We start from the raw sequence: 22,947 nt of genomic DNA, 5'->3' as shown, positions 1-22,947 counted from the left end.
GGTGAGTTCTCAGCCCCCCTTCCCCTCCCGCAACCCGGTCGGCGGCCATGTCCCCGTGGCCGGCGGTCTGCACTCCGTGGGACTTTCCTACGCCCATGACCTCAAGGCCGAGACGGTCCAGGTCTTCGTCGCCAACCCGCGCGGCTGGGCCACCCCGGCGGGCAACCCGGCACAGGACGCGGCGTTCCGGGAGGCCTGCGCGGCGGAGTCGATCCCGGCGTACGTGCACGCGCCGTATCTGATCAACTTCGGCTCGCACACCGAGGCGACGGCGGAGAGGTCGGTGGAGTCGCTGCGGCACTCGCTGCGCCGCGGGCGGGAGATCGGCGCGCTGGGCGTGGTGGTGCATACCGGGAGCGCGACGGGCGGGCGGGAACGGTCGGTGGCGTTGAAGCAGGTCCGGGAGTACCTGCTGCCGCTGCTGGAGGAGCTGACCCACGACGACGACCCGTTCCTGCTGCTGGAGTCCACGGCCGGGCAGGGCGCCTCGCTCTGTTCGCGGACCTGGGACTTCGGGCCGTACTTCGAGGCGCTCGACGCCCATCCCAAGCTCGGCGTCTGTCTGGACACCTGCCACATCTTCGCGGCCGGGCACGACCTGACCGGTCCGGCGGGCATGCACCAGACGCTCGATCTGCTGGTGGACACGGTCGGCGCCGGCCGGCTGAAGCTGATCCACGCCAACGACTCCAAGGACGTGGTGGGCGCCCACAAGGACCGGCACGAGAACATCGGCGCCGGTCACATCGGCGAGGATCCGTTCCGCGCGCTGATGACGCATCCGGCGACCGCGGGGGTGCCGCTGATCATCGAGACGCCCGGCGGGAAAGAGGGGCACGCGGCGGACGTGGAACGACTGAAGAAGCTCCGGGACGGCTGACGCCGGGGAGCGTGCGGGTCGGCCCCCGGTCCGCTCAGGCGCTCACCGCCGTGGCCGGCCCCAGGACGTACCACCACCGAGCGTCACAGCTCCGGGCCCTCCCCCGGCTGCTCCTGGTACGAGTAACGCTGCTCTTTCCACGGGTCGCCGACGTTGTGGTAGCCGCGCTCCTCCCAGAAGCCGCGGCGGTCGGCCGTCATGTACTCGACGCCGCGGACCCACTTGGGGCCCTTCCAGGCATAGAGGTGGGGCACGACCAGGCGGACCGGGAAGCCGTGTTCGGCGGTGAGCAGTTCGCCGTCCTTGTGGGTGGCGAAGAGGGTGTGCTCGGCGGCGAAGTCGGACAGCCGCAGGTTGGAGCTGAAGCCGTACTCCGCCCACACCATCACATGGGTGACATCGGCCGCGGGCGGCACGGCCTCCAGGATGGTCCGGGCCGGGACACCGCCCCACTCGGCGCCCAGCATGCTGAACTTCGTCACACAGTGCAGATCGGCGAGCACGGTGGCGTACGGCAGGGCCGTGAACTCCTCGTGGTTCCAGCACCGCTTGTCACCGTCGGCCGTGGCCCCGAAGACCCTGAACTCCCAGCGTTCCGGCCGGAACTTGGGCACCGGGCCGTAGTGTGTGACGGGCCAGCCCCGCTGAAGGCGCTGCCCCGGCGGAAGCTCGGACGCTGCTGCTTCTCCTGATTCTCGCTCCACCGGATGACCCATGTCTCCATCCTGACAGACCCCGGCCGGTGCGAATGACCAGGCATGTCCACAATCGGGCAAGTGCCACTAAGCATGGACTAACTTACTAAGTACGCACTTACTGGACGATCTTCGGCACCGGTGAAATCATGCGGCGCACTCCCCCGATTTTCCCGTGTGGAAGGAGCCTCTGCGATGCAGGGCGACCCCGAGGTCCTCGAGTTCCTCAATGAGCAGCTGACCGGTGAGCTGACCGCTATCAACCAGTACTTCCTGCACGCGAAGATGCAGGAGAACTTCGGCTGGACGAAGCTCGCGAAGTACACGCGGCACGAGTCGTTCGACGAGATGAAGCACGCGGAGGTCCTGACCGACCGGATCCTGTTCCTGGACGGTCTGCCGAACTACCAGCGGCTGTTCCACGTGCGCGTGGGCCAGACGGTCAAGGAGATGTTCGAGGCCGACCGGCAGGTCGAGGTCGAGGCGATCGACCGCCTCAAGCGCGGGATCAAGGTGATGCGCGAGAAGGGCGACATCACGTCCGCGAACATCTTCGAGTCGATCCTCGAGGACGAGGAGCACCACATCGACTACCTCGACACCCAGCTGGACCTGGTGGAGAAGCTCGGCGAGGCGCTGTACCTCGCGCAGCTGATCGAGCAGCCGGAGAGCTGAGTCCCGGAGCCGGAACACGCAGCGGGACGAGCCGGGACCGGCCCCCCGGGGCTCAGGCCGCTTCGTCGAGCGCGGCGAGAACCGGCTGTCCCTGGTCGGCGAGGTCCCGGCGCGGGCAGGCGCCCCGGCCGAGGATGGCCTGGATACGGCGGACGCACGAGCCGCAGTCGGTGCCGGCCTTGCAGGCGGAGGCTATCTGGCGAGGCGTGCAGGCGCCGTCGTCCGCGTGCTGCTGGACCTGCGCTTCAGTCACCTGGAAGCAGCTGCAGACGTACACGCGGATTCACCTCCCGCCGAGATCGATAAGGCTAACCTAACCTTACCCGGCGCTCAGGGACCGCAAAAGTGGCGTGGGGCGCGGATCGTATGTGATCCGCGCCCCACTGCACTCAGGTGTAACAGCCGAACCGGCTGCTGGCCCGCTACTGGTCCCGGTACATCTCCGCGACGAGGAACGCCAGGTCGAGCGACTGGCTGCGGTTGAGCCGCGGGTCGCAGGCGGTCTCGTAGCGCTGGTGGAGGTCGTCGACGAAGATCTCGTCGCCGCCGCCCACGCACTCGGTGACGTCGTCGCCGGTCAGCTCGACGTGGATGCCGCCCGGGTGGGTGCCGAGGGCCTTGTGGACCTCGAAGAAGCCCTTGACCTCGTCGAGCACGTCGTCGAAGCGGCGGGTCTTGTGACCGGAGGCCGCCTCGAAGGTGTTGCCGTGCATCGGGTCGGTGATCCAGGCGACGGTCGCGCCCGAGGCGGTGACCTTCTCGACCAGCTCGGGCAGCTTGTCGCGGACCTTGTCGGCGCCCATGCGGACGATGAAGGTCAGCCGGCCCGGCTCCCGGTCGGGGTCGAGGCGCTCGATGTACTGGAGCGCGTCCTCGGCCGTGGTCGTCGGGCCGAGCTTGATGCCGATCGGGTTGCGGATTTTCGAGGCGAACTCGATGTGCGCGTGGTCCAGCTGCCGGGTGCGCTCGCCGATCCACACCATGTGCGCGGAGACGTCGTACAGGCGGCCGGTGCGGGAGTCGACGCGGGTGAGAGCCGACTCGTAGTCGAGGAGCAGCGCCTCGTGGGAGGCGTAGAACTCGACCGTCTTGAACTCCTCCGGGTCGGCCCCGCAGGCGTGCATGAAGTTGAGCGCCTGGTCGATCTCGCGGGCCAGCTGCTCGTAGCGCTGGCCGGACGGGGACGACCTCACGAAGTCCTGGTTCCAGGCGTGGACCTGGCGCAGGTCGGCGTAGCCGCCGGTGGTGAAGGCGCGGACCAGGTTCAGCGTGGAGGCGGACGCGTGGTACATCCGCTTCAGGCGCTCGGGGTCCGGGATACGGGCGGCCTCGTCGAACGCGAAGCCGTTGACCGAGTCACCGCGGTACGTCGGCAGGGTCACGCCGTCGCGGGTCTCGGTGTTCTTGGAGCGCGGCTTGGAGTACTGGCCCGCGATCCGGCCCACCTTCACGACCGGCACGGAGCCCGCGTAGGTGAGGACGGCGCCCATCTGGAGGAGGGTCTTGAGCTTGTTGCGGATCTGGTCGGCCGACACCGCGTCGAAGGCCTCGGCACAGTCGCCGCCCTGGAGGAGGAACGCCTCTCCCTTGGCGACGGCCGCCAGCCGGGCGCGCAGCTGATCGCACTCGCCCGCGAAGACGAGCGGCGGATAGGACTCGAGCTCCGCGATCACTGCGCGCAGAGCCTCGGTGTCGGGGTACTCGGGCTGCTGCGCCGCGGGCAGGTCTCGCCAGGTGTTGCCAGCGCTGGCACTGGTCTTCGCGTTCACCGTCACGGATCCCACATTACGGGGTCGTGTCGAGTGATTTTCGTGCGGCCCGACAGGTGAGACGCCCCGGTGCTCAGGTGCGCGTGAGGTAGGGTGCGTCGCATGTTCGCGCTTTCGACCCAGAACTGGTGGTGGACCGCTCATCCGGCGGCCCACTGACTGCGCGTACGCAAGACTTCGCGAAGGCCGCCCCGAGGGGCGGCCTTCCGTGTTTTCCGGGCCGGCCGTCCCTGTCGAATCTCTCCGCCGAGAACACCGATAAGGACACGGACCCATGCATCTGCTCGACCTCCTGGCCGATCCCCGCCCGTTCGCCCTGCTCCGCCGCCGCACTCCGGGCGGCGCCACCGAGGAGGGCGCCACCGTGGAGCTGCTCCTCGGCCCGGTCGCCGTCCGCGAGCGGCTCATCGACCTGCCCGACGAGGGTCTCGCGCTCGTGCCGTTCCGTCAGATCCGGGAGCGCGGCTTCGACGTCCGCGACGACGGCACACCGCTGTCCGTCCTGATCCCCGAGGAGCGGTACGAGATCCCGCTCGCCGAGGCGCTGGAGCAGCTCCCCGCCCACGAGGTGCGGGTGGAGGGCGGCGGCTTCGACGTCGGCGACGAGGAGTACGCGGAGATCGTCGCACGGGTGCTGCGGGAGGAGATCGGGCGGGGCGAGGGGGCCAACTTCGTCATCCGGCGGACGTACGAGGGCGCGATCCCGGGGTTCGGCCGGGGCGACGCCCTGGCCCTGTTCCGGCGGCTGCTGGAGGGTGAGCGGGGCGCGTACTGGACGTTCGTCGTGCACACCGGGGACCGCACGCTGGTGGGGGCCAGCCCCGAGGTGCATGTGCGGATGTCGGGCGGCACGGTCGTGATGAACCCGATCAGCGGGACGTACCGCTATCCCGCCGAGGGGCCGACTCCGGAGCATCTGCTGGACTTCCTCGCCGACGCCAAAGAGATCGAGGAGCTGTCGATGGTCGTCGACGAGGAGCTGAAGATGATGTGCACCGTCGGCGACATGGGCGGGGTCGTGGTCGGGCCGCGGCTCAAGGAGATGGCCCATCTCGCGCACACCGAGTACGAGTTGCGCGGGAAGTCCACGATGGACGTGCGGGAGGTGCTGAAGGAGACGATGTTCGCGGCGACGGTCACGGGTTCGCCGGTGCAGAACGCCTGCCGGGTCATCGAGCGGCACGAGGTCGGCGGGCGCGGCTACTACGGGGCCGCGCTGGCTCTCATCGGGCGGGACTCCGGCGGGGCCCAGACCCTGGACTCCCCCATCCTCATCCGCACCGCCGACATCGACGGGGCCGGCCGGCTGCGGGTGCCGGTCGGGGCGACGCTGGTGCGCGGTTCGGATCCGGCGGGCGAGGTCGCCGAGACGCACGCGAAGGCGGCGGGCGTGCTGGCGGCCCTGGGGGTACGGCCGGGCAGGCCGAGGGCACAGGAGACGCGGGCCCGGCTGGCCGACGATCCTCGCGTGCGGGCGGCGCTGGACGGGCGCCGGGCCTCGCTGGCGCCGTTCTGGCTGCGGATGCAGGAGCGGTCCCGGGAACTGACCGGGCACGCCCTGGTGGTGGACGGGGAGGACACCTTCACGGCGATGCTCGCGCACGTCCTGCGCTCGTCCGGGCTGGACGTCACCGTCCGGCGCTACGACGAGCCGGGGCTGCGGGCGGCCGTGCTCGCGCACGAGGGCCCGGTGGTGCTGGGCCCCGGTCCGGGCGACCCGTCCGACCTGGCCGATCCGAAGATGCGGTTCCTGCGGGAACTGACCGCGCGGGTGGTCCGCGAGCACCGGCACGGGGTGCTGGGCGTGTGCCTCGGGCACGAGCTGATCGCGGCGGAGCTGGGGCTGGAGATCGTACGGAAGGAAGTGCCCTACCAGGGGGCGCAGACGCGGGTGGAGCTGTTCGGGCGGGAGGTGACCGTGGGGTTCTACAACAGCTTCGTGGCGCGGTGCGACGACGACGCCCGGCAGGAGCTGACCGCGCACGGGGTGGAGGTGAGCCGGGCGGAGAACGGGGAGGTGCACGCGCTGCGCGGTCCCGGGTTCGCCGGGGTGCAGTTCCATCCGGAGTCGGTGCTCACGCTGGACGGGACGGCGATCGTGGCGGAGCTGATGGGTCAGCTGCGGGGCACGAGCACGTTCTCCGAGCGGCGGCCGGCGCTGTAGTCCAGGACGTTGCGCACCGTGGCCTCGACGATCTGGCCGACGGCGTCCTCGGTGTAGTAGGCCTGGTGGGAGGTGACCAGGACGTTGGGGAAGGTGACCAGGCGGGCCAGGGTGTCGTCGGAGATGGCCTCCAGCGACTTGTCGAGGAAGAACAGGCCCGCCTCCGCCTCGTAGACGTCCAGTCCGACGCCCGTGAAGCGGCCCTCGCGCAGTTCGGCGACGAGGGCCGCGGTGTCGATGAGGCCGCCGCGGCTGGAGTTGACCAGGATCGCGTCGTCCTTCATGGCCTTGAGGGCGGCGGCGTCGATGAGGTGGCGGGTCTCCGGCATCAGCGGCAGGTGCAGGGAGACGAGGTCGGAGTCGGCGAGGAGCCGGTCCTTGGGCACGTACGTCATGCCGAGTTCCATGCAGGCGGGGTTCTCCGCGATGTCCCAGCCGAGCAGTGTCATGCCGAAGCCGTGCGCGATACGGGTGAAGGCTTCGCCGATCTTGCCGGTGCCGAGGACGCCGACGGTACGGCCGTGCAGGTCGCGGCCCATCAGTCCGTCGAGGCGGAAGTCGAAGTCGCGGGTGCGGGTGGAGGCCCGGACCACCCGCCGGTTGACGGCCATGGCGAGGGTCCAGGCGAACTCGGCGACGGAGTGGGGCGAGTAGTACGAGACCCGGGCGACGGTCATGCCGAGGCGTTCGGCGACGTCCAGGTCGATGTTGTTGAAGCCGGTGGAGCGCTGGGCGATCATCCGGGTGCCGCCGGCCGCGAGGGCTTCCAGGACGGGCGCGCCGAGGTCGGCGTTGACGCTGGTGGAGATCACCTCGTGACCGGCGGCGATGGGGGCGGTGTCCTCGTTGAGGAAGACGTCCAGGCAGCGGACCTCGTGGGGCGCGGGGAAGGCCCGCTCGATCAGGGGCTTCTCGTCGGCCTGGACACCGAAGGCGAGGATCTCCATGACAGCCGGCTCCCGATGCGTACGACCATGGGCGGAATCGACTCCGCCGGATATGCCGAATATACGGCCCGCGCCCCGGCGGTTCAGCCGAAGAACACCCCGGCCTCCTCGTACAGCCTGGGGTCCACCGTCTTGAGCCGGGCCGTCGCCTCGGCGATCGGGACGCGGACGATGTCCGTGCCGCGCAGGGCGACCATGGTGCCGAAGTCGCGTTCGTGGACGGCGTCGACGGCGTGCAGGCCGAAGCGGGTGGCGAGCCAGCGGTCGAAGGCGCTGGGGGTGCCGCCGCGCTGCACATGGCCGAGGACAGTGGTGCGGGCCTCGTTGCCGGTCCGCTTCTCGATCTCCTTGGCCAGCCATTCGCCGACGCCGGAGAGCCGGACGTGTCCGAAGGCGTCGAGGGTGCCGTCCTTGAGGACCAGGTCGCCGTCCCTGGGCATGGCACCCTCGGCCGTCACCACGATCGGCGCGTACGAGGCACGGAAGCGGGAGGTCACCCAGGCGCACACCTGGTCGACGTCGAAGCGCTGTTCGGGGATGAGGATGACGTTGGCGCCGCCGGCCAGGCCCGAGTGGAGGGCTATCCAGCCGGCGTGACGGCCCATCACCTCGACCACCAGGACGCGCATGTGGGACTCGGCGGTGGTGTGCAGGCGGTCGATGGCCTCGGTGGCTATGCCCACGGCGGTGTCGAAGCCGAAGGTGTAGTCGGTGGCGGACAGGTCGTTGTCGATCGTCTTCGGCACGCCGACACAGGGCACCGCGTGCTCGTCTGACAGGCGGGCGGCCACCCCGAGGGTGTCCTCGCCGCCGATCACGATCAGCGCCTCGACCTCCTGCCGGGCCAGGGTGTCCTTGATCCGGCGGATGCCGTTCTCCACCTTCAGGGGGTTGGTCCGGGACGAGCCGATGATCGTGCCGCCGCGGGGCAGGATGCCGCGCACGGCCGGGATGTCCAGGGGGGCCGACCGCCCTTCGAGAGGGCCGCGCCAGCCGTCGCGGTAGCCGACGAACTCATGGCCGTACTCCTGGACGCCCTTGCGGACGACGGCCCGGATGACGGCGTTGAGGCCGGGGCAGTCGCCGCCCCCGGTCAGTACTCCGACGCGCATGGAAGTGTCCCTTCGCCGCGGTTGCCTGACGAAAGCCACGGTAAGGGTGATCCAGGTCACACAGATATGCCCCGGCGGGCGCAATTCCGGTGAATCGGCGGGGTGTTACTCGTCGTCGAGGCCGCGCTCTATCGCGTACCTCACCAGCTCCACCCGGTTGTGCAGCTGGAGCTTGCCGAGGGTGTTCTGCACGTGGTTCTGGACCGTGCGGTGCGAGATGACGAGGCGTTCGGCGATCTGTTTGTAGCTCAGACCCTTGGCGACCAGGCGCAGCACCTCGGTCTCGCGGTCCGTCAGCCGGGGCGCGTTCGGCTCGTCGGGGTTCGCGGCCGGACCGGGGTCGGAGGCCAGCCGCCGGTACTCGCCGAGCACCAGCCCGGCCAGCCCCGGCGTGAACACCGGATCACCGACGGCCGTACGGCGCACCGCGTCCAACAGCTCCTCCGTGGACGCCGACTTCAGCAGATAGCCGGTCGCACCGGACTTCACCGCCTCCAGTACGTCGGCGTGCTCGCCGCTCGCGGACAGCACCAGGACGCGCAGCGCCGGGTCGGCGGCGACGACCTCCTTGCAGACCTGGACGCCCGGCTTCGCGGGCAGGTTGAGATCCAGGACGATCACATCGGGCGAGGTGGCCCTGGCACGGCGCACGGCCTGCTCGCCGTCGCCCGCGGTGGCGACCACCTCGAAGCCGGCCTCCGCGAGGTCACGGGCGACAGCCTCGCGCCACATGGGGTGGTCGTCGACCACCATCACCCTGACCGGACCCTGTTCGCTGCTCATCCTGTCCCTGCCTTCCCCCGCTCGACCTGCTGTTTCGGTACCGTCAGTTCGACCTCGGTGCCCTGTCCGGGAGTCGACACCAGCTCGGCCCCGCCGCCGAGATCACGCAGGCGGCCCCGGATGGACTGGGCGACCCCGAGCCGCCCCTCCCCCTCGGCCTGCGCCAGCCGCCCCGCCGCGATGCCAGGACCGTCGTCCCGTACGGTCACGATCACCGCGTCGGACTCGTCCTCGACCAGGATCCATGCCCGCGCCGACTCCCCCGCGTGCTCGCGCACATTGTCCAGCGCCGCTCCGACGGCGGCGGCCAGTTCCCGGGCGGCGGCCGGGGCCAGCAGCACCGGGGCGCCGGGCTCGGCGAGGTTGACCCGGGCCGCGGCGAAGGGCGCGAGCAGGGTGCGCAGGTCGACCGGCCCGTCCTCCTCGTCCCCTTCGTCCACCGCGAGGACGACGGCCCCCTCGGCGGTGTCCCGCGACACCCGGGAGACCGGGACGAGGCCGCGGGAGACCAGGGTGCGCAGCGCGACCTCCTGCTCGCCGGCCATCCGGCCCAGCTCGGCCGCCTCACCGCCGATGACCGCGCCCCGCCGCTGCACCATCGCCAGCACCTGGAGCACGCTGTCGTGGATGTCCCGGGCCAGCCGCTCCCGTTCACGGGTCGCGGCCTCGATCTCCAGGGCGCGGGCGAGGGTGCGCTCGGAGGCGCGGGCGACCTCGACGACGTAGCCGATGGCGATGGAGGCGACCCAGACGAGGATCACGTTGTGGACGGTGTCGCGGGCCGGGTGACCGCGCTCGATCAGGTTGGCGACGGCGACCGGCGTGGAGGCGAACACGGCCCAGCGCCAGCCGCCCTTGATGGCGAACGCCAGGACGGAGCCCGCCGTCCATATCGACGGCAGGGTGGGGCCGCTCTCCTGGATGTGCTGCTCGCTGACGACCAGCGGGGTCAGCAGGATCCCGGCGAGCGCGATGAGGAGGTCGGCCGTGAGGAAGCGCTTGGTGCACGCCGTCGCGTTCTGCACGCGGGGCAGGGTGGCGAGCGTCCAGACACACAGGACGGCGAGGTAGGCGACGGCGATGCCCGGCCGGTCGTAGGCGTCGTCGGTGGTGACGAACAGGCCGACCGCGTACAGCATGGTCAGCACCCGGTAGGCGGTGAGCGCACGCCACAGCGGCAGCTCCACCGACATCCTCATGACTCTCTCGCGCTTCGGCACTTCCCCCGCCCCCCTGAGCCCCGGACCGCGGTCCCTAAGGCTCCGTCCTCTCGGACTTCTCCTTCTTCGCCTGGTCCTTCTCGGCCTGCGCGAGGGCCGCCCTCGCGGCCTTCTCCGCTTCCTTGTCGGCCTTCGCCGCGTCCGCGATCTGCCGCTTGGCTGCCGTCGCGTAGATGTCGACGTACTCCTGGCCGGAGAGCTTCATGATCTCGTACATGACCTCGTCGGTCACCGCGCGGAGCACGAAACGGTCGTGTTCCATGCCGTGGTAGCGGCTGAAGTCCAGCGGCCTGCCGATGCGGATGCCGGGGCGCATGATCTTCGGCATCACCTGGCCGGGCGGCTGGATCTTCTCCGTGTCGATCATCGCGACGGGGATCACCGGGGCGCCGGTGGCGAGCGCCACGCGCGCGAGGCCGCCCGGTTTGCCGCGGTACAGCCGGCCGTCGGGCGAGCGGGTGCCCTCCGGGTAGATCCCGAACAGCTCACCGCGCTCCAACACGTCCATGCCGCTCCTGATGGCCGCCTCGCCCGCGCCGCGGGCGCCGGAACGATCCACCGGAAGCTGGCCGACGCCCTTGAAGAAGGCGGCCGTCAGCCGGCCCTTCACACCGGGCGTGGTGAAGTACTCGGCCTTCGCGATGAACGTGACCTTGCGGTCGAGGACCGCGGGGAGGAAGAACGAGTCCGAGAAGGAGAGGTGGTTGCTCGCCAGGATCGCGGGGCCCTCGGCGGGAACGTTCTCCAGGCCCTCCACCCAGGGCCTGAAGATCATCTTCAGCGGCCCCCCGACGGAAACCTTCATCGCGCCGTACAACAACCGAGTGCCTCCTGATAAGTGTCGCTCAGACCTTAACCCGGAGTCGTGGCCAAAGGCCCCGACGACCCTGGTCGGTGTCAGTGCGGTCGCGTACGGTGAACCTCACGCCCCTCCCACCGACCCATCCCCGTCAAAAAGCCTCCTCTCGGGCGATGACCCGGGAAATGACGAAGACAGGAGACCGAAGGTGCCGGTCCTTCCTGGAGCCGAGCCGTACCGCCATGACGGCGGGGAGGTCGGGATCCTCCTCTGTCACGGCTTCACCGGCTCCCCCCAGTCGCTGCGCCCCTGGGCCCGGTACCTGGCCGGGCACGGCCTGACCGTCTCGCTGCCCCTGCTGCCGGGACACGGCACGCGCTGGCAGGACCTGGCGCTCACCGGCTGGCCCGACTGGTACGCGGAAGTGGACCGCGAGCTGCGCGCCCTGCGGGAGCGGTGTGCGCGGGTGTTCGTCGCCGGGCTCTCGATGGGCGGCGCCCTGGCCCTGCGGCTCGCCGCGCGGCACGGTGACGCCGTCGAGGGCGTCGTGGTCGTCAACCCGGCGAACAAGGTGCACGGCCTGTCCGCGCCCGCGCTCCCGGTGGCCCGTCATCTCGTGCGCACGGCGAAGGGGGTCGTCGGCGACATCGCCAAGGAGGGGGTCCGGGAGACGGGGTACGACCGGGTGCCGCTGCATTCGGCGCACTCCCTGCGGACCTTCCTGCGCCTCGTCGACGGGCAGCTGCCTCAGGTCACCCAGCCGCTGCTGCTCCTGCGCAGTGTGCGGGATCATGTGGTGCCGGCCGCCGACGCGGCCAGGATCCTGAGCCGGGTGTCGTCGACGGACGTGACCGAGGTACTGCTGGAACAGAGCTACCACGTGGCGACGTTGGACCACGACGCGGACCGGATCTTCGAGGAGACTCTCGCGTTCATCGGCCGGCTCGCACCCAGTGTCGGCAAGGAAGGGACGACCGCAGGTGGCTGAGCACGACTCCGACCGCGAGGACCGTGAGGACCGCGAGGACGGCCGCGACCACGAGCCGGAGCAGAGCGTGCCCTTCGACGAGGAGGCCGCCTGGGCGGCGATCGTCGAGGGGTACGGCGACGAGCCCGTGGACCCGCCGGGCGCCAAGCCGTTCAAGTCGGTCGAGGATCTGGCGCTCCTCGAAGTGGAGACCAACGACGACGACCCGGTGTCCGGCGCCGCCTCGGGTGCGGGCGCCGCGGACGAGCCCGGTGAGGAGAAGAAGCCGGCCAAACCGCTGGGCAGCTCGGTCTCCTTCGCCCCCGGAGTCGGTCCGCGCGACTACTCGCCGGCCGAGCCCGCCGAGACCGACGTCGAGACCGACTCCGACGCGGAGGACGAGGGCCACTTCGTGCCGCCCGAGCCGCCGCCGCTGCCCGACGCCGACACCACCGCCAGGTTCGCCTGGCTCGGGGTGATCGGCGGCCCGATCCTGCTCCTGCTGGCGATCCTGCTCGGCTGGGACATGACCTGGTGGCTGACGACGATCTGCGTCGGCGGCTTCCTCGGCGGCTTCGCCACGCTGGTGATGCGCATGAAGCCGGACGACGAGGACGACCAGGATCCGGGGCGGGGCGCGGTGGTCTGAGGGAGCGGGCCAGGTGCTCGGCCCCGGCCTCCGTCCGGTGGTCGGGGCGGGGCTCAGGCCGTGGGTACCCGCAGGGCGGCCAGGAAGGGCAGGTGGTCCGTGGCCGCCCTCATGTCCGTCTCGGTGATGCCGGGGAGAGCGGCCGGGACCCCGCAGCCCAGTACCTCCACGCCCTTGGTCGCGAGGATCGCGTCGATGCGGCGGTCCGGACGGGCGGGCGGGAAGGTGTTCTCGCCGCCCCAGGGTGCCGTCGTCCGGCAGTCCTGGAGTGCGGCGGTCAGCAGGGTGAAGGTGCGTCCGCCGGGCCGCTCGTTGAGGTCACCGCCCGCGACCGCGTGCTCGACGCCCATCCCGGCCAGCCGGTCGAGGAGCATCCCGCCCTGCTCGTACCGCTCGGCCGCGTCCAGGCTCAGATGACAGCTGAGGACACCGAGGCGAGCGCCCCCGAACCGGACGACGGCGGTGGCGAAGCCCCGTCGGTGCTGTCCGGGGGTGAGGGGCAGGAGCACGTCCTCGGTGCGCTCGACGGTCGCCCGCAGCGAGCAGAGGACGGCGGGGCCCGCGGCCGTACCACCGCCGGTGAGGATGACCTGCCCGGAAGCGGCCGCGAGCCGGGCGAGCTTCTTGCGCCAGCGGAAGAAGCGGGGGGCTTCCTGGATCAGGACCAGGTCGGGGGCGCACGCGGTGATCACTCGGGCGAGGGCGTCGGTGTCGTCGCGCATCGACCGGATGTTGTAGCTGAGGACGCGGATCACGGCGGAGCCGTCGGGTTCCGTACGGGGCTCGGGGAGCGGCGGGGACGTCACCATACCGTCACGATACGGGCTGATCACCCGGCACGGGCAGAGGTTGTGGTCCCCCGCACCGCACGGGTGGTGCGGGGAACCGGAACCTGTGTCAGAGAACGGCCGTCACATGATCGGGTCGGGCTCGCGGGCCAGGTCGGCCGCGCCCACCAGGCCCGCCTTGTTGCCCAGCTGGGCGGCGATCACGTCGGCCACCGGGCGCCAGTTGCCGCCGACCAGCCACCGCTTGTACGACTTGCGGATCGGGTCGAGGACCAGCTCGCCCTCGTCGGAGAGACCGCCGCCGACGATGAAGGCGGACGGGTCGAAGAGGGAGGCCAGGTCGGCGAGGCCGGCACCGGCCCAGCGGGCCAGCTCGCGGTAGGAGTCGACGGCGACCGGGTCTCCCTGGCGGGCGGCCATCGAGATGTGCTTGCCCTCGATGCCGTCGGGGCTGCCGTCGCCCAGACCGAGCAGGACCGCGGCGTTCTCCGGGGTGGCGTTGGCGCGCTGCTTGGCGTACCGCACGAGGGCGCGGCCGGAGGCGTACTGCTCCCAGCAGCCCTGGGAGCCGCAGCCGCACAGCAGCCCGTCCGGGACCATGCGGATGTGGCCGAACTCGGCTGCCACGCCGAAGTGCCCGCGGCGCAGCTTGTTGCCGATGATGATGCCGCCGCCGAGGCCGGTGCCGAGCGTGATGCAGATGACGTTGCGGTGGCCCTTGCCGCCGCCGAACTTGTACTCGCCCCAGGCGGCGGCGTTCGCGTCGTTCTCCACGACGACCGGCAGGCCGACGCGGGCCTCGACCTTCTCCTTGAGCGGCTCGTTGCGCCAGTCGATGTTGGGCGCGAAGTAGACCGTCGAGCGCTGGCGGTTGACGTAACCGGCGGCACCGATGCCCACGCCGACGATCTCGTGCCCGGCGCGCGCTCCCTCCACCGCGGAGGCGATGGCGTCCACGATGCCCTCGGGCGTACCCGGGGTCGGCACCTTGAAGGTCGAGAGGATGTTGCCTTCCTCGTCGACCACGCCGGCCGCGATCTTCGTGCCGCCGATGTCGACGCCGATGGTGAGTCCCATGAATCCCTCAGTTTCGGTCGAGCCCCGCTACGGCCAACCGTACCCGAGCGCGCGGGGCCCCCACCGCGCGAGCGCCGGGCGGGGACGCGGGGCGCGAACCGTCAGTCGAGGTCGATGCGCTGGCCGGGGCCGGTGCCCTCGTCGTCGTCGCGGGGGTCGGCCGGGTCCTTGCGGGGATCGGCGGTGCGGGCCGTCCAGCGCTGCTCCTGCTGCTGGACGGCGGAGCGGTAGGCGGCGAGCAGCTCGCCGCCCGCGGCGGCCAGGTGGTCGAAGACGTCCGGATTGCGCTCGATGACCGGTTCGACGGCGGCCTTGGCCTGCTGGACGACCTGGCGCACGACCTGCTGGGCGGCGGGTCCGGCGACCGCTCCGAGCAAGGGGGACTGGAGGCCGGAGAGCTTGTCGGCGACCGTGTCGAGAAGCCTGCGCAGTTCCTCGGCGGCCGATCCCTGGGGCACGCCGTGCTCCGCGCGCCGGCGGGCCTTCTCCGCCGCCAGGTCCTCGGCGCAGGCGGTGGACCAGGCGTCGGCGTCGGGGGCGCGAGGTACCTCGTCGACGGTTCGGTGCTCACCGCTGTCCGACGGGGGAAGCTCTTCGCTCATGACGGGCTCCTGACTACGTTTCGTCCCTACGACGTTACCCGAACGGCGCAGGGAGCTTCAGCGGGTCCGCGGCCACAGCGCGGGATCCGGCGCGAACCGCACGCGCAGCTCGCCGTCGCGCAGGGCGGCGCCCCGCACGGTGCAGCGGCGCAGGGCGGAGGGCAGCGGGACGATCCGGCGGAACGGCCCGGCGGTGACGACGAGTTCGTCGCCGCGGCGGACGAGGTCCAGCTCGTCGCGCAGGGCGCCGGGCAGCGGCAGGTGCCACACCAGGACGCCGTCCGCCGCTGTCCGGTCCTCGACGGGCCACTCGACGGGGGTGAGCGCCGGGTCGACACCCGGCACGGCGAGCGCGGCGAGGTCGTCGGCGCCGCGGGGGTCACGGCCGAGGTGCGCGACGGTGCCCGCGTCGGCCCACTCCCCGAGGATCTTCTGCTGCTGGGTGTGGAGCCCGGCGAGCCAGTCGCCGCCGCTCTCCTCGGGCAGCACCCGGTTGGCGAGGAGCGACTCGACGGGCAGGCCGCGCAGGGCCAGGCCGAGGCGGGCGTCCCGGACGGCGTCGGCCCCGGCCGGACCCGGCTCGGCGACCAGCCGTACGGCGGTCCCGCGGTCGGCGAGGACGGCCTCGACGGCGGCCAGTTCCAGGTCCCAGCGGGCGGTCGTCTCGTACAGCCACTCGGCGGGCATGGGGACGCCGGCCAGGCGGCCGAGCACGGGGCGCAGGGCTCGGGCGGCCTGGCGCTCGGGGGGCAGCAGCCGGCGCAGGTAGCGCCGCAGTTCCTCCGGGAGCGCGAGCAGGGCGAGGGCCTGCGGGGCGGACGGCAGGTCGACGACGAGGAGTTCGTGGGTCTCGGCGAGGGCGGCGTCGCGCAGGGCGCGCAACAGGGTCAGTTCCTCCGCGCCGGGCAGCGGGGTGACCTCCTCCGGGTCGAGCCGGGAGGCGCCGAGCAGGTCCAGGACGGTGGAGGCGCGGTCCTGGAAGGCGGTGAGGTCGTCCCGGAAGCCGGCGGTGGCGTCGGGACGCCAGGCGGTGAGGTCCGGGCCCGCCTTCACCGGCACCGCGCCCGTCGCCACGCCGAGCGCCGCTCCCAGGGTGTCGGTGCGGTCGGCGCTGAGCACGAGGGTCTTCACGCCCTCGCGGGCCGCGCCCAGTGCGGTGGCCGCGGCGACGGTCGTACGGCCGCTGCCGCCCGGTCCGGTGATCAGGAGGGTGCGCATGAGGGTGAACGGTAACGGAAGCCGGGGTTGCGCCCGGTCGACCGGTGGGCGCCGGCCGCCGCCGGTCGGGGGGTGGGGCTACTTCCCCGACTCGACCCGCTTCTTCAGGCCCGCCAGCGCGCGGTCGATGATGACCTTCTCCGCCTTGCGCTTGATCATGCCCAGCATGGGGATCTTGACGTCCACGGTGAGCTGGTAGGTGACCTCGGTCGCGCCCGCCCCGGCCGGCTTCAGGAGGTAGGTGCCGTCCAGCGAGCGCAGCATCTGGGACTTGACCAGCGTCCAGGAGACCTCGTTCTCGCCGGTCCAGGTGTACGCGAGTGTCTGGTCGTCCTTGATCGCGCCCGCGTCCATGACCAGCCGCACCTGCTCGGCCCGTCCGGTGGCGTCGGTCGCGAGCACCTCCGCCTCCTTGACCTCACCGGTCCAGTCCGGGTAGCGGGCGAAGTCGGCGATGACCGCCATGACGTCGGCCGGTGCCGCCTCGATCGTGATGCTCGAGCTGGTGTATTCCGCCATGGCGGTGGCTCCTCCAGATGCGGGCCGGTAGGGAGAGATCCCCCGTGCGCGAGCGTGCGCACGTGTGTGCAGCGTGAAGGCTACCGCGCGCCCGACCAGCCGCCTTCACCGCCGGTGTTCACCACTCCAGGGCCCATGGCTTTCCGCTGCCGGCGAAGTGGCCGACGTTGACGCATTCGGTGGATCCGATCCGCATCCGCCGTACGAGCGGCTGGTGGACGTGGCCGAAGAGGGAGTAGCGGGGGCGGGTGCGGCGGATGGCGTCCAGGAGGGCACGGCTGCCGCGCTCGAAGCGGCGCGCGACGGTGTCGTAGACGAGTTCGGGCACCTCGGGCGGGATGTGGGTGCACAGGACGTCGACCTCGCCGACGGCCTCGATCTTCGCGGCGTACTCCTCGTCGCTGATCTCGTAGGGGGTACGCATCGGGGTGCGCAGGCCGCCGCCCACGAAGCCGAAGACCCACCCGCCGATCTCGACCCGCTCGCCGTCGAGCACGGTGGTGCCGGGTCCGGCGAACTCCGGCCACAGGGTCGGCATATCGACATTGCCGTAGGTGGCGTACGTCGGGGTCGGGAACGCGGCGAACATCTCGGCGTACTGCTTGCGCACCGCCTGTTCGATCACCGCGGCCCGGTCCACGCCGACGCCGCTCCACAGCCGGGCGCCCAGCTCGCGCGCCTCGGCGAAGCGGCGGGCCGTGCGCAGCTCGACGATGAGGTCCGCGTTCTCCACGCCGAACAGGTCGGGGAAGATGCCGCGCGAGTGGTCGGCGTAGTCGAGGAAGAGGACGAGGTCGCCCAGGCAGATCAGCGCGTCCGCGCCGTCTCCGGCCAGGGCCAGATCGCGCGCGTTGCCGTGCACGTCGCTGACCACGTGGATACGTGTTCCGGGGTTTCCCGACGGTGTGGAGGCCATGGCGATCAAGGGTAGGCGTGTGCGGCATACGTGAACAGTGGCGGCGAAGATAGCGGTTACTGGCCAGTCAGTTAATGGGTGGACTACCGTACGGACTGCAACACCCATCTGTGTGACGCAGCGAACATCTCGCCGGGACCCCCTGTCGAAGAAGGCATACCGGCGGGTAACGTCCGGGCAGTCCAGTCGTGCTCAGCATTTCAACAACCGATGCGCGAGCACTTGCCCGAGCCTTGGACCGCACCGTCGCAGCACACAACGTCGTGGCGCCGGCGCCCTATGAGGAGCAGCAGTCTTGCGCGAGTTCAGCCTTCCGGCTTTGTACGAGGTCCCCGCGGACGGCAATCTGACCGACATCGTCCGCAGAAACGCCGCGCAGCATCCCGACGTCGCCGTCATCGCCCGCAAGGTCGACGGTGTCTGGCAGGACGTGAGCGCCGCGGCCTTCCTCGCCGAGGTGCACGCGGCGGCCAAGGGCCTCATCGCCTCCGGCGTCCAGCCCGGCGACCGGGTCGGCCTGATGTCCCGCACCCGCTACGAGTGGACGCTGCTCGACTTCGCGATCTGGAGCGCGGGCGCGGTCACCGTGCCGATCTACGAGACCAGCTCGGCCGAGCAGGTGCGGTGGATCCTCTCCGACTCGGGCGCGACCGCCTGCGTCGTCGAGCTGGACAACCACACCGCCGCCGTCGAGTCGGTGCGCGACACCCTCCCGGCGCTGAAGCACGTGTGGCAGATCGAGGGCGGCGGCGTCGAGGAGCTGCGGCGGCTCGGCACGGACGTCTCCGACGCGGCCGTGGAGGAGCGCAGCTCGCTCGCCAAGGCCGACGACCCGGCCACCATCGTCTACACCTCCGGCACGACCGGCCGCCCCAAGGGCTGTGTGCTCACCCACCGCAGCTTCTTCGCCGAGTGCGGCAACGTGGTGGAACGGCTGCGCCCGCTGTTCCGCACGGGCGAGTGCAGCGTGCTGCTGTTCCTCCCCCTCGCGCACGTCTTCGGCCGCCTGGTGCAGATCGCCCCGATGATGGCGCCGATCAAGCTGGGCATGGTCCCGGACATCAAGAACCTCACCGACGAGCTGGCGTCCTTCCGGCCGACGCTGATCCTCGGCGTGCCGCGCGTGTTCGAGAAGGTCTACAACGCGGCGCGGGCCAAGGCCCAGGCGGACGGCAAGGGCGCGATCTTCGACAAGGCGGCGGACGCGGCGATCGCGTACAGCAAGGCGCTGGACTCCCCGTCGGGCCCGTCGATCGGCGTACGGATCAAGCACAAGGTCTTCGACAAGCTGGTCTACGGCAAGCTGCGCGCGGTGCTCGGCGGCAAGGGCGAGTTCGCCATCTCCGGCGGCGCCCCGCTGGGCGAGCGCCTCGGGCACTTCTTCCGCGGCATCGGCTTCACCGTCCTGGAGGGCTACGGCCTGACGGAGTCCTGTGCGGCGACCGCGTTCAACCCGTGGGACCGGCAGAAGATCGGCACGGTCGGCCAGCCGCTGCCGGGCTCGGTCGTGCGCATCGCGGACGACGGTGAGGTGCTGCTGCACGGCGAGCACCTGTTCAAGGAGTACTGGAACAACCCCGCCGCGACCGCGGAGGCGCTGGCCGACGGCTGGTTCCACACCGGCGACATCGGCACCCTCGACGAGGACGGCTACCTGCGGATCACCGGCCGCAAGAAGGAGATCATCGTCACCGCGGGCGGCAAGAACGTCGCCCCGGCCGTGATCGAGGACCGCATCCGGGCGCACGCGCTGGTCGCGGAGTGCATGGTCGTGGGCGACGGGCGGCCGTTCGTCGGCGCGCTGGTCACCATCGACCAGGAGTTCCTGGGCCGTTGGGCCGCCGACCACGGCAAGCCGGCGGACTCCACCGCGGCGTCGCTGATCGAGGACGCCGACCTGCTGTCCGAGATCCAGTCGGCGATCGACGACGGCAACGCCGCGGTCTCGAAGGCGGAATCGGTGCGGAAGTTCCGCATTCTTCCCTCCCAGTTCACGGAGGACTCGGGCCACCTCACCCCGTCGCTGAAGCTCAAGCGCAACGTCGTGGCGAAGGACTACTCGGCCGAGATCGAAGCGATCTACGCGAAGTAGTCCGCGCGTTGCCTCATGGCGCGGTGTCCTCGGCGAGGACCCGCGCCATCGTGCGTTCGGCGAGCGCGGTGATGGTGACGAACGGGTTCACCCCGATCGACCCGGGCACGAGCGAGCCGTCGGTCACGTACAGCCGTGGATAGCCCTTCACCCGGCCGTGGTCGTCGGTCGCCTGTCCCAGCACGCAGCCGCCCAGCGGGTGGTAGGTGAAGTCGTCGGCGAAGACCTTGTTGGACCCGCCGAACAGGTCGTAGCGGTACATCGTCGCGTTCGCCGCGTTGATCCGGTCGAACAGCTTCTTCGCCATGCCGACGGACACGGCGCTCTGCGCGGCGCTCCAGCCGAGCTTCACCGTCCCCGCCGCCCGGTCGTACGTGAACGCCGCCCGCTGCGGGTTCTTGGTGATCGCGAGATACAGGCTGACCCAGTGCTCAAGGCCCGTCGGCAGCGGGGCGATCTCCGCGAAGACGGGGTTGGCGGTGTTCGCCCAGTCGTCGATGCCCATGACCGGCATGGTCGACTGGTTGGCGCCGACGGTGTCCCACAGGTGGTTGGCCCGCCCGAGCATCACGTTGCCGTTGGTGCCCCAGCCGGCCCCCACGCGCGCGTCCAGCGCGGGCAGGGTGCCCGTCTCCCGGGCCCGGACGAGGAGTTCGCTGGTGCCGAGGCTGCCGCCGCCGAGGAACAGGTACGTGCAGCCGTACTGCTTGGTCTCGACGACGTTCCCGGTGACGTCGATGCGGTCGGCGGTCAGGACGTACGTGCCGTCGGCGGCCCTGCTGATCGCGCGGACCTTCTCCAGGGTGTGGATGGTGACGTTGCCGGTGCCCAGCGCGGAGGAGAGGTACGTCTTGTCGAGGCTGCGCTTGCCCTGGTTGTTGCCGTAGATGACCTCGCCGGCGAGCGCCGACTTCGCCGCCGTGCCGGCCGCCTCGCGCTGCATGTACCCGAAGTCGTAGACGCTGGGCACGAAGGTGGTCCGCAGGCCCGCGTTCTGCGCGTGCTTGCGGGAGACGCGGGTGAACCGGTACCAGTCCGTCGCCTCGAACCAGGCGGGGTCCACGTTGTTGACGCCGAGCATCGCACGGGCCCGCGGGAAGTACGTGCCGTACATCTCGGCGGCGTCGACGGTCGGGAACTGCTCGGCGAAGTAGGACCGGAGCGGGGTGACCGCCATCCCGCCGTTGACGAGGGAACCGCCGCCGACCCCGCGGCCCACGAAGACGGACATGTCGGCGAAGTGCACGCGGTCCAGGACGCCGGGGTAGCGGCTGATGTCCCGGTTGACGACGTCCAGCCAGAGGAAGCTGGCCAGCGGGGCCTCGGTGCGGGTGCGGAACCACATGGACCGCTGGTCGGGGGCGCTGGTGGAGCAGAACACCTTGCCGTCGGAGCCGGGGGTGTTCCAGAGGCGGCCCATCTCCAGGACGAGGGTGCGGATGCCGGCCTGGCCGAGGCGCAGGGCGGCCACGGCGGCGCCGTAGCCGGAGCCGACGACGATCGCCGGGGCGTTGTCGACCGCGTCGGGCTCGGCGGCTCGGGCGGAGTCGAGGCCTACGCGGGTGAAGCCGAGGGTGGCCGCCGTCTGCAGGGCTGCCATGCCGAGGACTTGACGTCTCGTCAGGTGACGATGTATCAGGTTTGGTGTCATGTGGGCAGCATGGGCGGATTATTCGGTTCCGCCTAGTGGCCGCGAGGGCATTGGGACGCCGTCCGCGAGTGCGGGGCCAGGGTCTGTCGTTTGGATCAGGCCGACCGTGACCGACGGTTCGTCCCCGGCTGACCCGAGCGGGGTCTGGTGCGTGCAGCTGCAAGGCGGAGGAGGGAGTGATGGCGGAGCCATCGCGACGGACGACAACGCCGCAGATGTGCGTGCCAGACCCCGCGACGCCGGCATGATCCAAACGACAGGCCCTAGAGCAGCGTCTTCAGGCCCTCCGCCAGCAGGTCCCAGCGCCACCGTTCCTCCACCCACCGGCGGCCCCGTTCGCCCATGCGGCGGCGGAGTTCGGGGTCGGCGAGGAGGGCGGTGACACGGTCGGCCGTGTCCTCGGGGGAGGTGCCTCGCACCACCCAGCCGGTCTCGCCGTCCAGCACCGCGTCGGGGGCGCCGCCGGAGTCGCCGGCGACGACGGGCAGGCCGGTCGCGGAGGCCTCCAGGTAGACGATGCCGAGGCCCTCGACGTCGAGTCCGCCCCGGCGGGTGCGGCACGGCATGGCGAAGACGTCCCCGGCGCCGTAGTGGGCGGGCAGCTCCGACCAGGGGACGGAGCCGGTGAAGCGTACGGAGGCGGCGACCCCCCTCTCGTGGGCCAGGCGGCGCAGGTCCTTCTCGTAGGGGCCGCCGCCGACGACGAGCAGCACGGCCTCCGGCTCGGCGGCGAGGATGCGGGGCATGGCCCGGATCAGCGTGTCCTGACCCTTGCGCGGGACGAGCCGCGAGACGCACACCACCACCGGCCGGTCGGTGAGCCCGAGACGGGCGCGGACCTCGTCGCCGCCGGAGTTGGGGTGGAAGGTCTTCTCGTCGACGCCCGGCGGCAGTTGCACCATGCGGGCGGCGGCCTCGGGGCTCAGCGCGGTGGCGATCCGCGAGCGCGTGTACTCACCGAGGTAGGTGATCGTGTCGGTGGCCTCACCGATCCGCCCCAGCAGTTGCCGGGCGGCCGGCAACTGGGCCCAGCCGGCCTCGTGGCCGTGCGTGGTGGCCACCAGCCGGCGGGCGCCGGCCTTCCTGAGCGCGGGCGCCATCAGCCCGAGCGGCGCGGCGGCCCCGAACCACACGGACGTGCACCCGTGCTCGCGCAGCAGACCGACGGCCCGCCGGGTCGCGCCGGGCGTCGGCAGCAGCATGGTCGTGGAGTCCCGTACGACGGTGAAGGGCTGCTCGGCGTCGAAGGCGGCCGTCGCCTCGACGCCCTCCCGGCCGCGCTTCCAGGTGGAGGCGTAGACGACGACGCGCTCGGGGTCGAGGCGCAGCGCCATGTTGTGCAGGAACGCCTGGATGCCGCCGGGGCGGGGCGGGAAGTCGTTCGTCACGATCAGGGTCTTGTGCATCGCCGCCGACCCTATCCA

The 22,947-nt window shown here is 71.3% G+C and carries 23 protein-coding genes; 7 read left to right on the top strand and 16 right to left on the bottom strand.

Going from position 1 to position 22,947, the window contains the following annotated elements; genetic code table 11:
• Position 1 precedes the first annotated feature (1 nt).
• Positions 2-880, top strand: coding sequence for a deoxyribonuclease IV (locus BZL64_RS10130; RefSeq protein WP_086768248.1), 879 nt, complete (start codon positions 2-4; stop codon positions 878-880).
• A gap of 83 nt (positions 881-963) precedes the next feature.
• On the opposite strand, the gene BZL64_RS10125 is transcribed toward BZL64_RS10130, so the two are convergent.
• Positions 964-1,596, bottom strand: a complete 633-nt coding sequence (locus tag BZL64_RS10125; protein WP_086768246.1) for a sulfite oxidase-like oxidoreductase — start codon at positions 1,594-1,596, stop codon at positions 964-966.
• A gap of 174 nt (positions 1,597-1,770) precedes the next feature.
• On the opposite strand from BZL64_RS10125, the gene bfr reads away from it, so the two are divergent.
• A complete protein-coding gene (gene bfr, locus BZL64_RS10120) occupies positions 1,771-2,250 on the top strand; it encodes a bacterioferritin (protein ID WP_086768244.1) in 480 nt (159 codons plus the stop codon).
• Positions 2,251-2,302: 52 nt separating this feature from the next.
• On the opposite strand, the gene BZL64_RS10115 is transcribed toward bfr, so the two are convergent.
• Both BZL64_RS10115 and BZL64_RS10110 read right to left on the bottom strand, forming a co-directional pair.
• Positions 2,303-2,527, bottom strand: coding sequence for a (2Fe-2S)-binding protein (locus BZL64_RS10115; RefSeq protein ID WP_086768242.1), 225 nt, complete (start codon positions 2,525-2,527; stop codon positions 2,303-2,305).
• 145 nt (positions 2,528-2,672) lie between these two features.
• Positions 2,673-4,025, bottom strand: coding sequence for a class II 3-deoxy-7-phosphoheptulonate synthase (locus tag BZL64_RS10110; RefSeq protein ID WP_086768240.1), 1,353 nt, complete (start codon positions 4,023-4,025; stop codon positions 2,673-2,675).
• Between the two features lie 96 nt (positions 4,026-4,121).
• Here BZL64_RS10110 and BZL64_RS42150 point away from each other — a divergent pair, with 96 nt between their 5' ends.
• Together BZL64_RS42150 and BZL64_RS10100 are read left to right on the top strand one after the other, a co-directional pair.
• The gene (locus BZL64_RS42150; RefSeq protein WP_078912442.1) at positions 4,122-4,178 is read left to right on the top strand and encodes a trp operon leader peptide; all 57 of its coding nucleotides are present in this window, start codon (positions 4,122-4,124) and stop codon (positions 4,176-4,178) included.
• Between the two features lie 115 nt (positions 4,179-4,293).
• Complete coding sequence (locus BZL64_RS10100) at positions 4,294-6,183, top strand: anthranilate synthase family protein (RefSeq protein ID WP_086768238.1); 1,890 nt, start codon at positions 4,294-4,296, stop codon at positions 6,181-6,183.
• On the opposite strand, the gene BZL64_RS10095 is transcribed toward BZL64_RS10100, so the two are convergent.
• From BZL64_RS10095 to BZL64_RS10075, 5 genes are all read right to left on the bottom strand, one after another.
• Entirely contained in the window at positions 6,135-7,130 is a 996-nt protein-coding gene (locus BZL64_RS10095) for a 2-hydroxyacid dehydrogenase (protein WP_086768236.1), read from the bottom strand. The two genes, BZL64_RS10100 and BZL64_RS10095, sit on opposite strands and share 49 nt — an antisense overlap.
• Positions 7,131-7,213: 83 nt before the next feature.
• A complete protein-coding gene (locus tag BZL64_RS10090) occupies positions 7,214-8,242 on the bottom strand; it encodes a 6-phosphofructokinase (RefSeq protein ID WP_086768234.1) in 1,029 nt (342 codons plus the stop codon).
• Positions 8,243-8,347: 105 nt separating this feature from the next.
• Positions 8,348-9,025 carry a response regulator gene (locus tag BZL64_RS10085; protein ID WP_086768232.1) on the bottom strand — a complete coding sequence of 226 codons (678 nt, stop codon included), beginning with the start codon at positions 9,023-9,025 and terminating at the stop codon, positions 8,348-8,350.
• The gene (macS, locus tag BZL64_RS10080; protein WP_279634596.1) at positions 9,022-10,245 is read right to left on the bottom strand and encodes a MacS family sensor histidine kinase; all 1,224 of its coding nucleotides are present in this window, start codon (positions 10,243-10,245) and stop codon (positions 9,022-9,024) included. Before macS ends, BZL64_RS10085 begins: the two co-directional genes overlap by 4 nt.
• Positions 10,246-10,279: 34 nt before the next feature.
• Positions 10,280-11,050, bottom strand: a complete 771-nt coding sequence (locus BZL64_RS10075) for a lysophospholipid acyltransferase family protein (protein WP_086768228.1) — start codon at positions 11,048-11,050, stop codon at positions 10,280-10,282.
• 202 nt (positions 11,051-11,252) lie between these two features.
• Between BZL64_RS10075 and BZL64_RS10070 the strand changes: the two genes are divergently transcribed.
• Together BZL64_RS10070 and BZL64_RS10065 are read left to right on the top strand one after the other, a co-directional pair.
• Complete coding sequence (locus tag BZL64_RS10070; RefSeq protein ID WP_086768226.1) at positions 11,253-12,032, top strand: alpha/beta hydrolase; 780 nt, start codon at positions 11,253-11,255, stop codon at positions 12,030-12,032.
• On the top strand, positions 12,025-12,660 hold the full coding sequence (locus BZL64_RS10065; protein WP_086768224.1) for a hypothetical protein: 636 nt from the start codon (positions 12,025-12,027) through the stop codon (positions 12,658-12,660). The genes BZL64_RS10070 and BZL64_RS10065 overlap by 8 nt, the downstream gene beginning before the upstream one ends.
• 53 nt (positions 12,661-12,713) lie before the next feature.
• Here BZL64_RS10065 and BZL64_RS10060 read toward each other — a convergent pair whose 3' ends face one another.
• From BZL64_RS10060 to BZL64_RS10035, 6 genes are all read right to left on the bottom strand, one after another.
• Positions 12,714-13,469, bottom strand: coding sequence for an endonuclease/exonuclease/phosphatase family protein (locus BZL64_RS10060; RefSeq protein WP_086768222.1), 756 nt, complete (start codon positions 13,467-13,469; stop codon positions 12,714-12,716).
• A gap of 102 nt (positions 13,470-13,571) precedes the next feature.
• Entirely contained in the window at positions 13,572-14,525 is a 954-nt protein-coding gene (locus BZL64_RS10055; protein ID WP_086768220.1) for an ROK family glucokinase, read from the bottom strand.
• A gap of 101 nt (positions 14,526-14,626) precedes the next feature.
• Positions 14,627-15,127 carry a DUF5304 domain-containing protein gene (locus tag BZL64_RS10050; RefSeq protein ID WP_086768218.1) on the bottom strand — a complete coding sequence of 167 codons (501 nt, stop codon included), beginning with the start codon at positions 15,125-15,127 and terminating at the stop codon, positions 14,627-14,629.
• Positions 15,128-15,184: 57 nt separating this feature from the next.
• Positions 15,185-16,345 carry an ArsA family ATPase gene (locus tag BZL64_RS10045; protein ID WP_086768216.1) on the bottom strand — a complete coding sequence of 387 codons (1,161 nt, stop codon included), beginning with the start codon at positions 16,343-16,345 and terminating at the stop codon, positions 15,185-15,187.
• Between the two features lie 78 nt (positions 16,346-16,423).
• The gene (locus BZL64_RS10040; protein ID WP_086768214.1) at positions 16,424-16,864 is read right to left on the bottom strand and encodes an SRPBCC family protein; all 441 of its coding nucleotides are present in this window, start codon (positions 16,862-16,864) and stop codon (positions 16,424-16,426) included.
• A 118-nt stretch (positions 16,865-16,982) separates the two neighbouring features.
• Entirely contained in the window at positions 16,983-17,738 is a 756-nt protein-coding gene (locus BZL64_RS10035) for a metallophosphoesterase family protein (protein ID WP_086768212.1), read from the bottom strand.
• A gap of 337 nt (positions 17,739-18,075) precedes the next feature.
• On the opposite strand from BZL64_RS10035, the gene BZL64_RS10030 reads away from it, so the two are divergent.
• Positions 18,076-19,872 (top strand): AMP-dependent synthetase/ligase, encoded by a 1,797-nt coding sequence (locus BZL64_RS10030; RefSeq protein ID WP_086768210.1) that lies wholly within the window; start codon positions 18,076-18,078, stop codon positions 19,870-19,872.
• Positions 19,873-19,885: 13 nt separating this feature from the next.
• On the opposite strand, the gene BZL64_RS10025 is transcribed toward BZL64_RS10030, so the two are convergent.
• Together BZL64_RS10025 and BZL64_RS10020 are read right to left on the bottom strand one after the other, a co-directional pair.
• Positions 19,886-21,523 (bottom strand): GMC oxidoreductase, encoded by a 1,638-nt coding sequence (locus BZL64_RS10025; protein ID WP_483025096.1) that lies wholly within the window; start codon positions 21,521-21,523, stop codon positions 19,886-19,888.
• A 263-nt stretch (positions 21,524-21,786) separates the two neighbouring features.
• On the bottom strand, positions 21,787-22,929 hold the full coding sequence (locus BZL64_RS10020) for a glycosyltransferase family 4 protein (protein ID WP_086768207.1): 1,143 nt from the start codon (positions 22,927-22,929) through the stop codon (positions 21,787-21,789).
• Positions 22,930-22,947: the final 18 nt, after the last annotated feature.

Origin of the sequence: Streptomyces bobili, assembly GCF_002154575.1 — a bacterium.
Lineage (GTDB): Bacteria > Actinomycetota > Actinomycetes > Streptomycetales > Streptomycetaceae > Streptomyces > Streptomyces bobili.
Note: the sequence above shows the minus strand (reverse complement) of the source record. Positions and strands in the feature narration are given on the sequence as shown.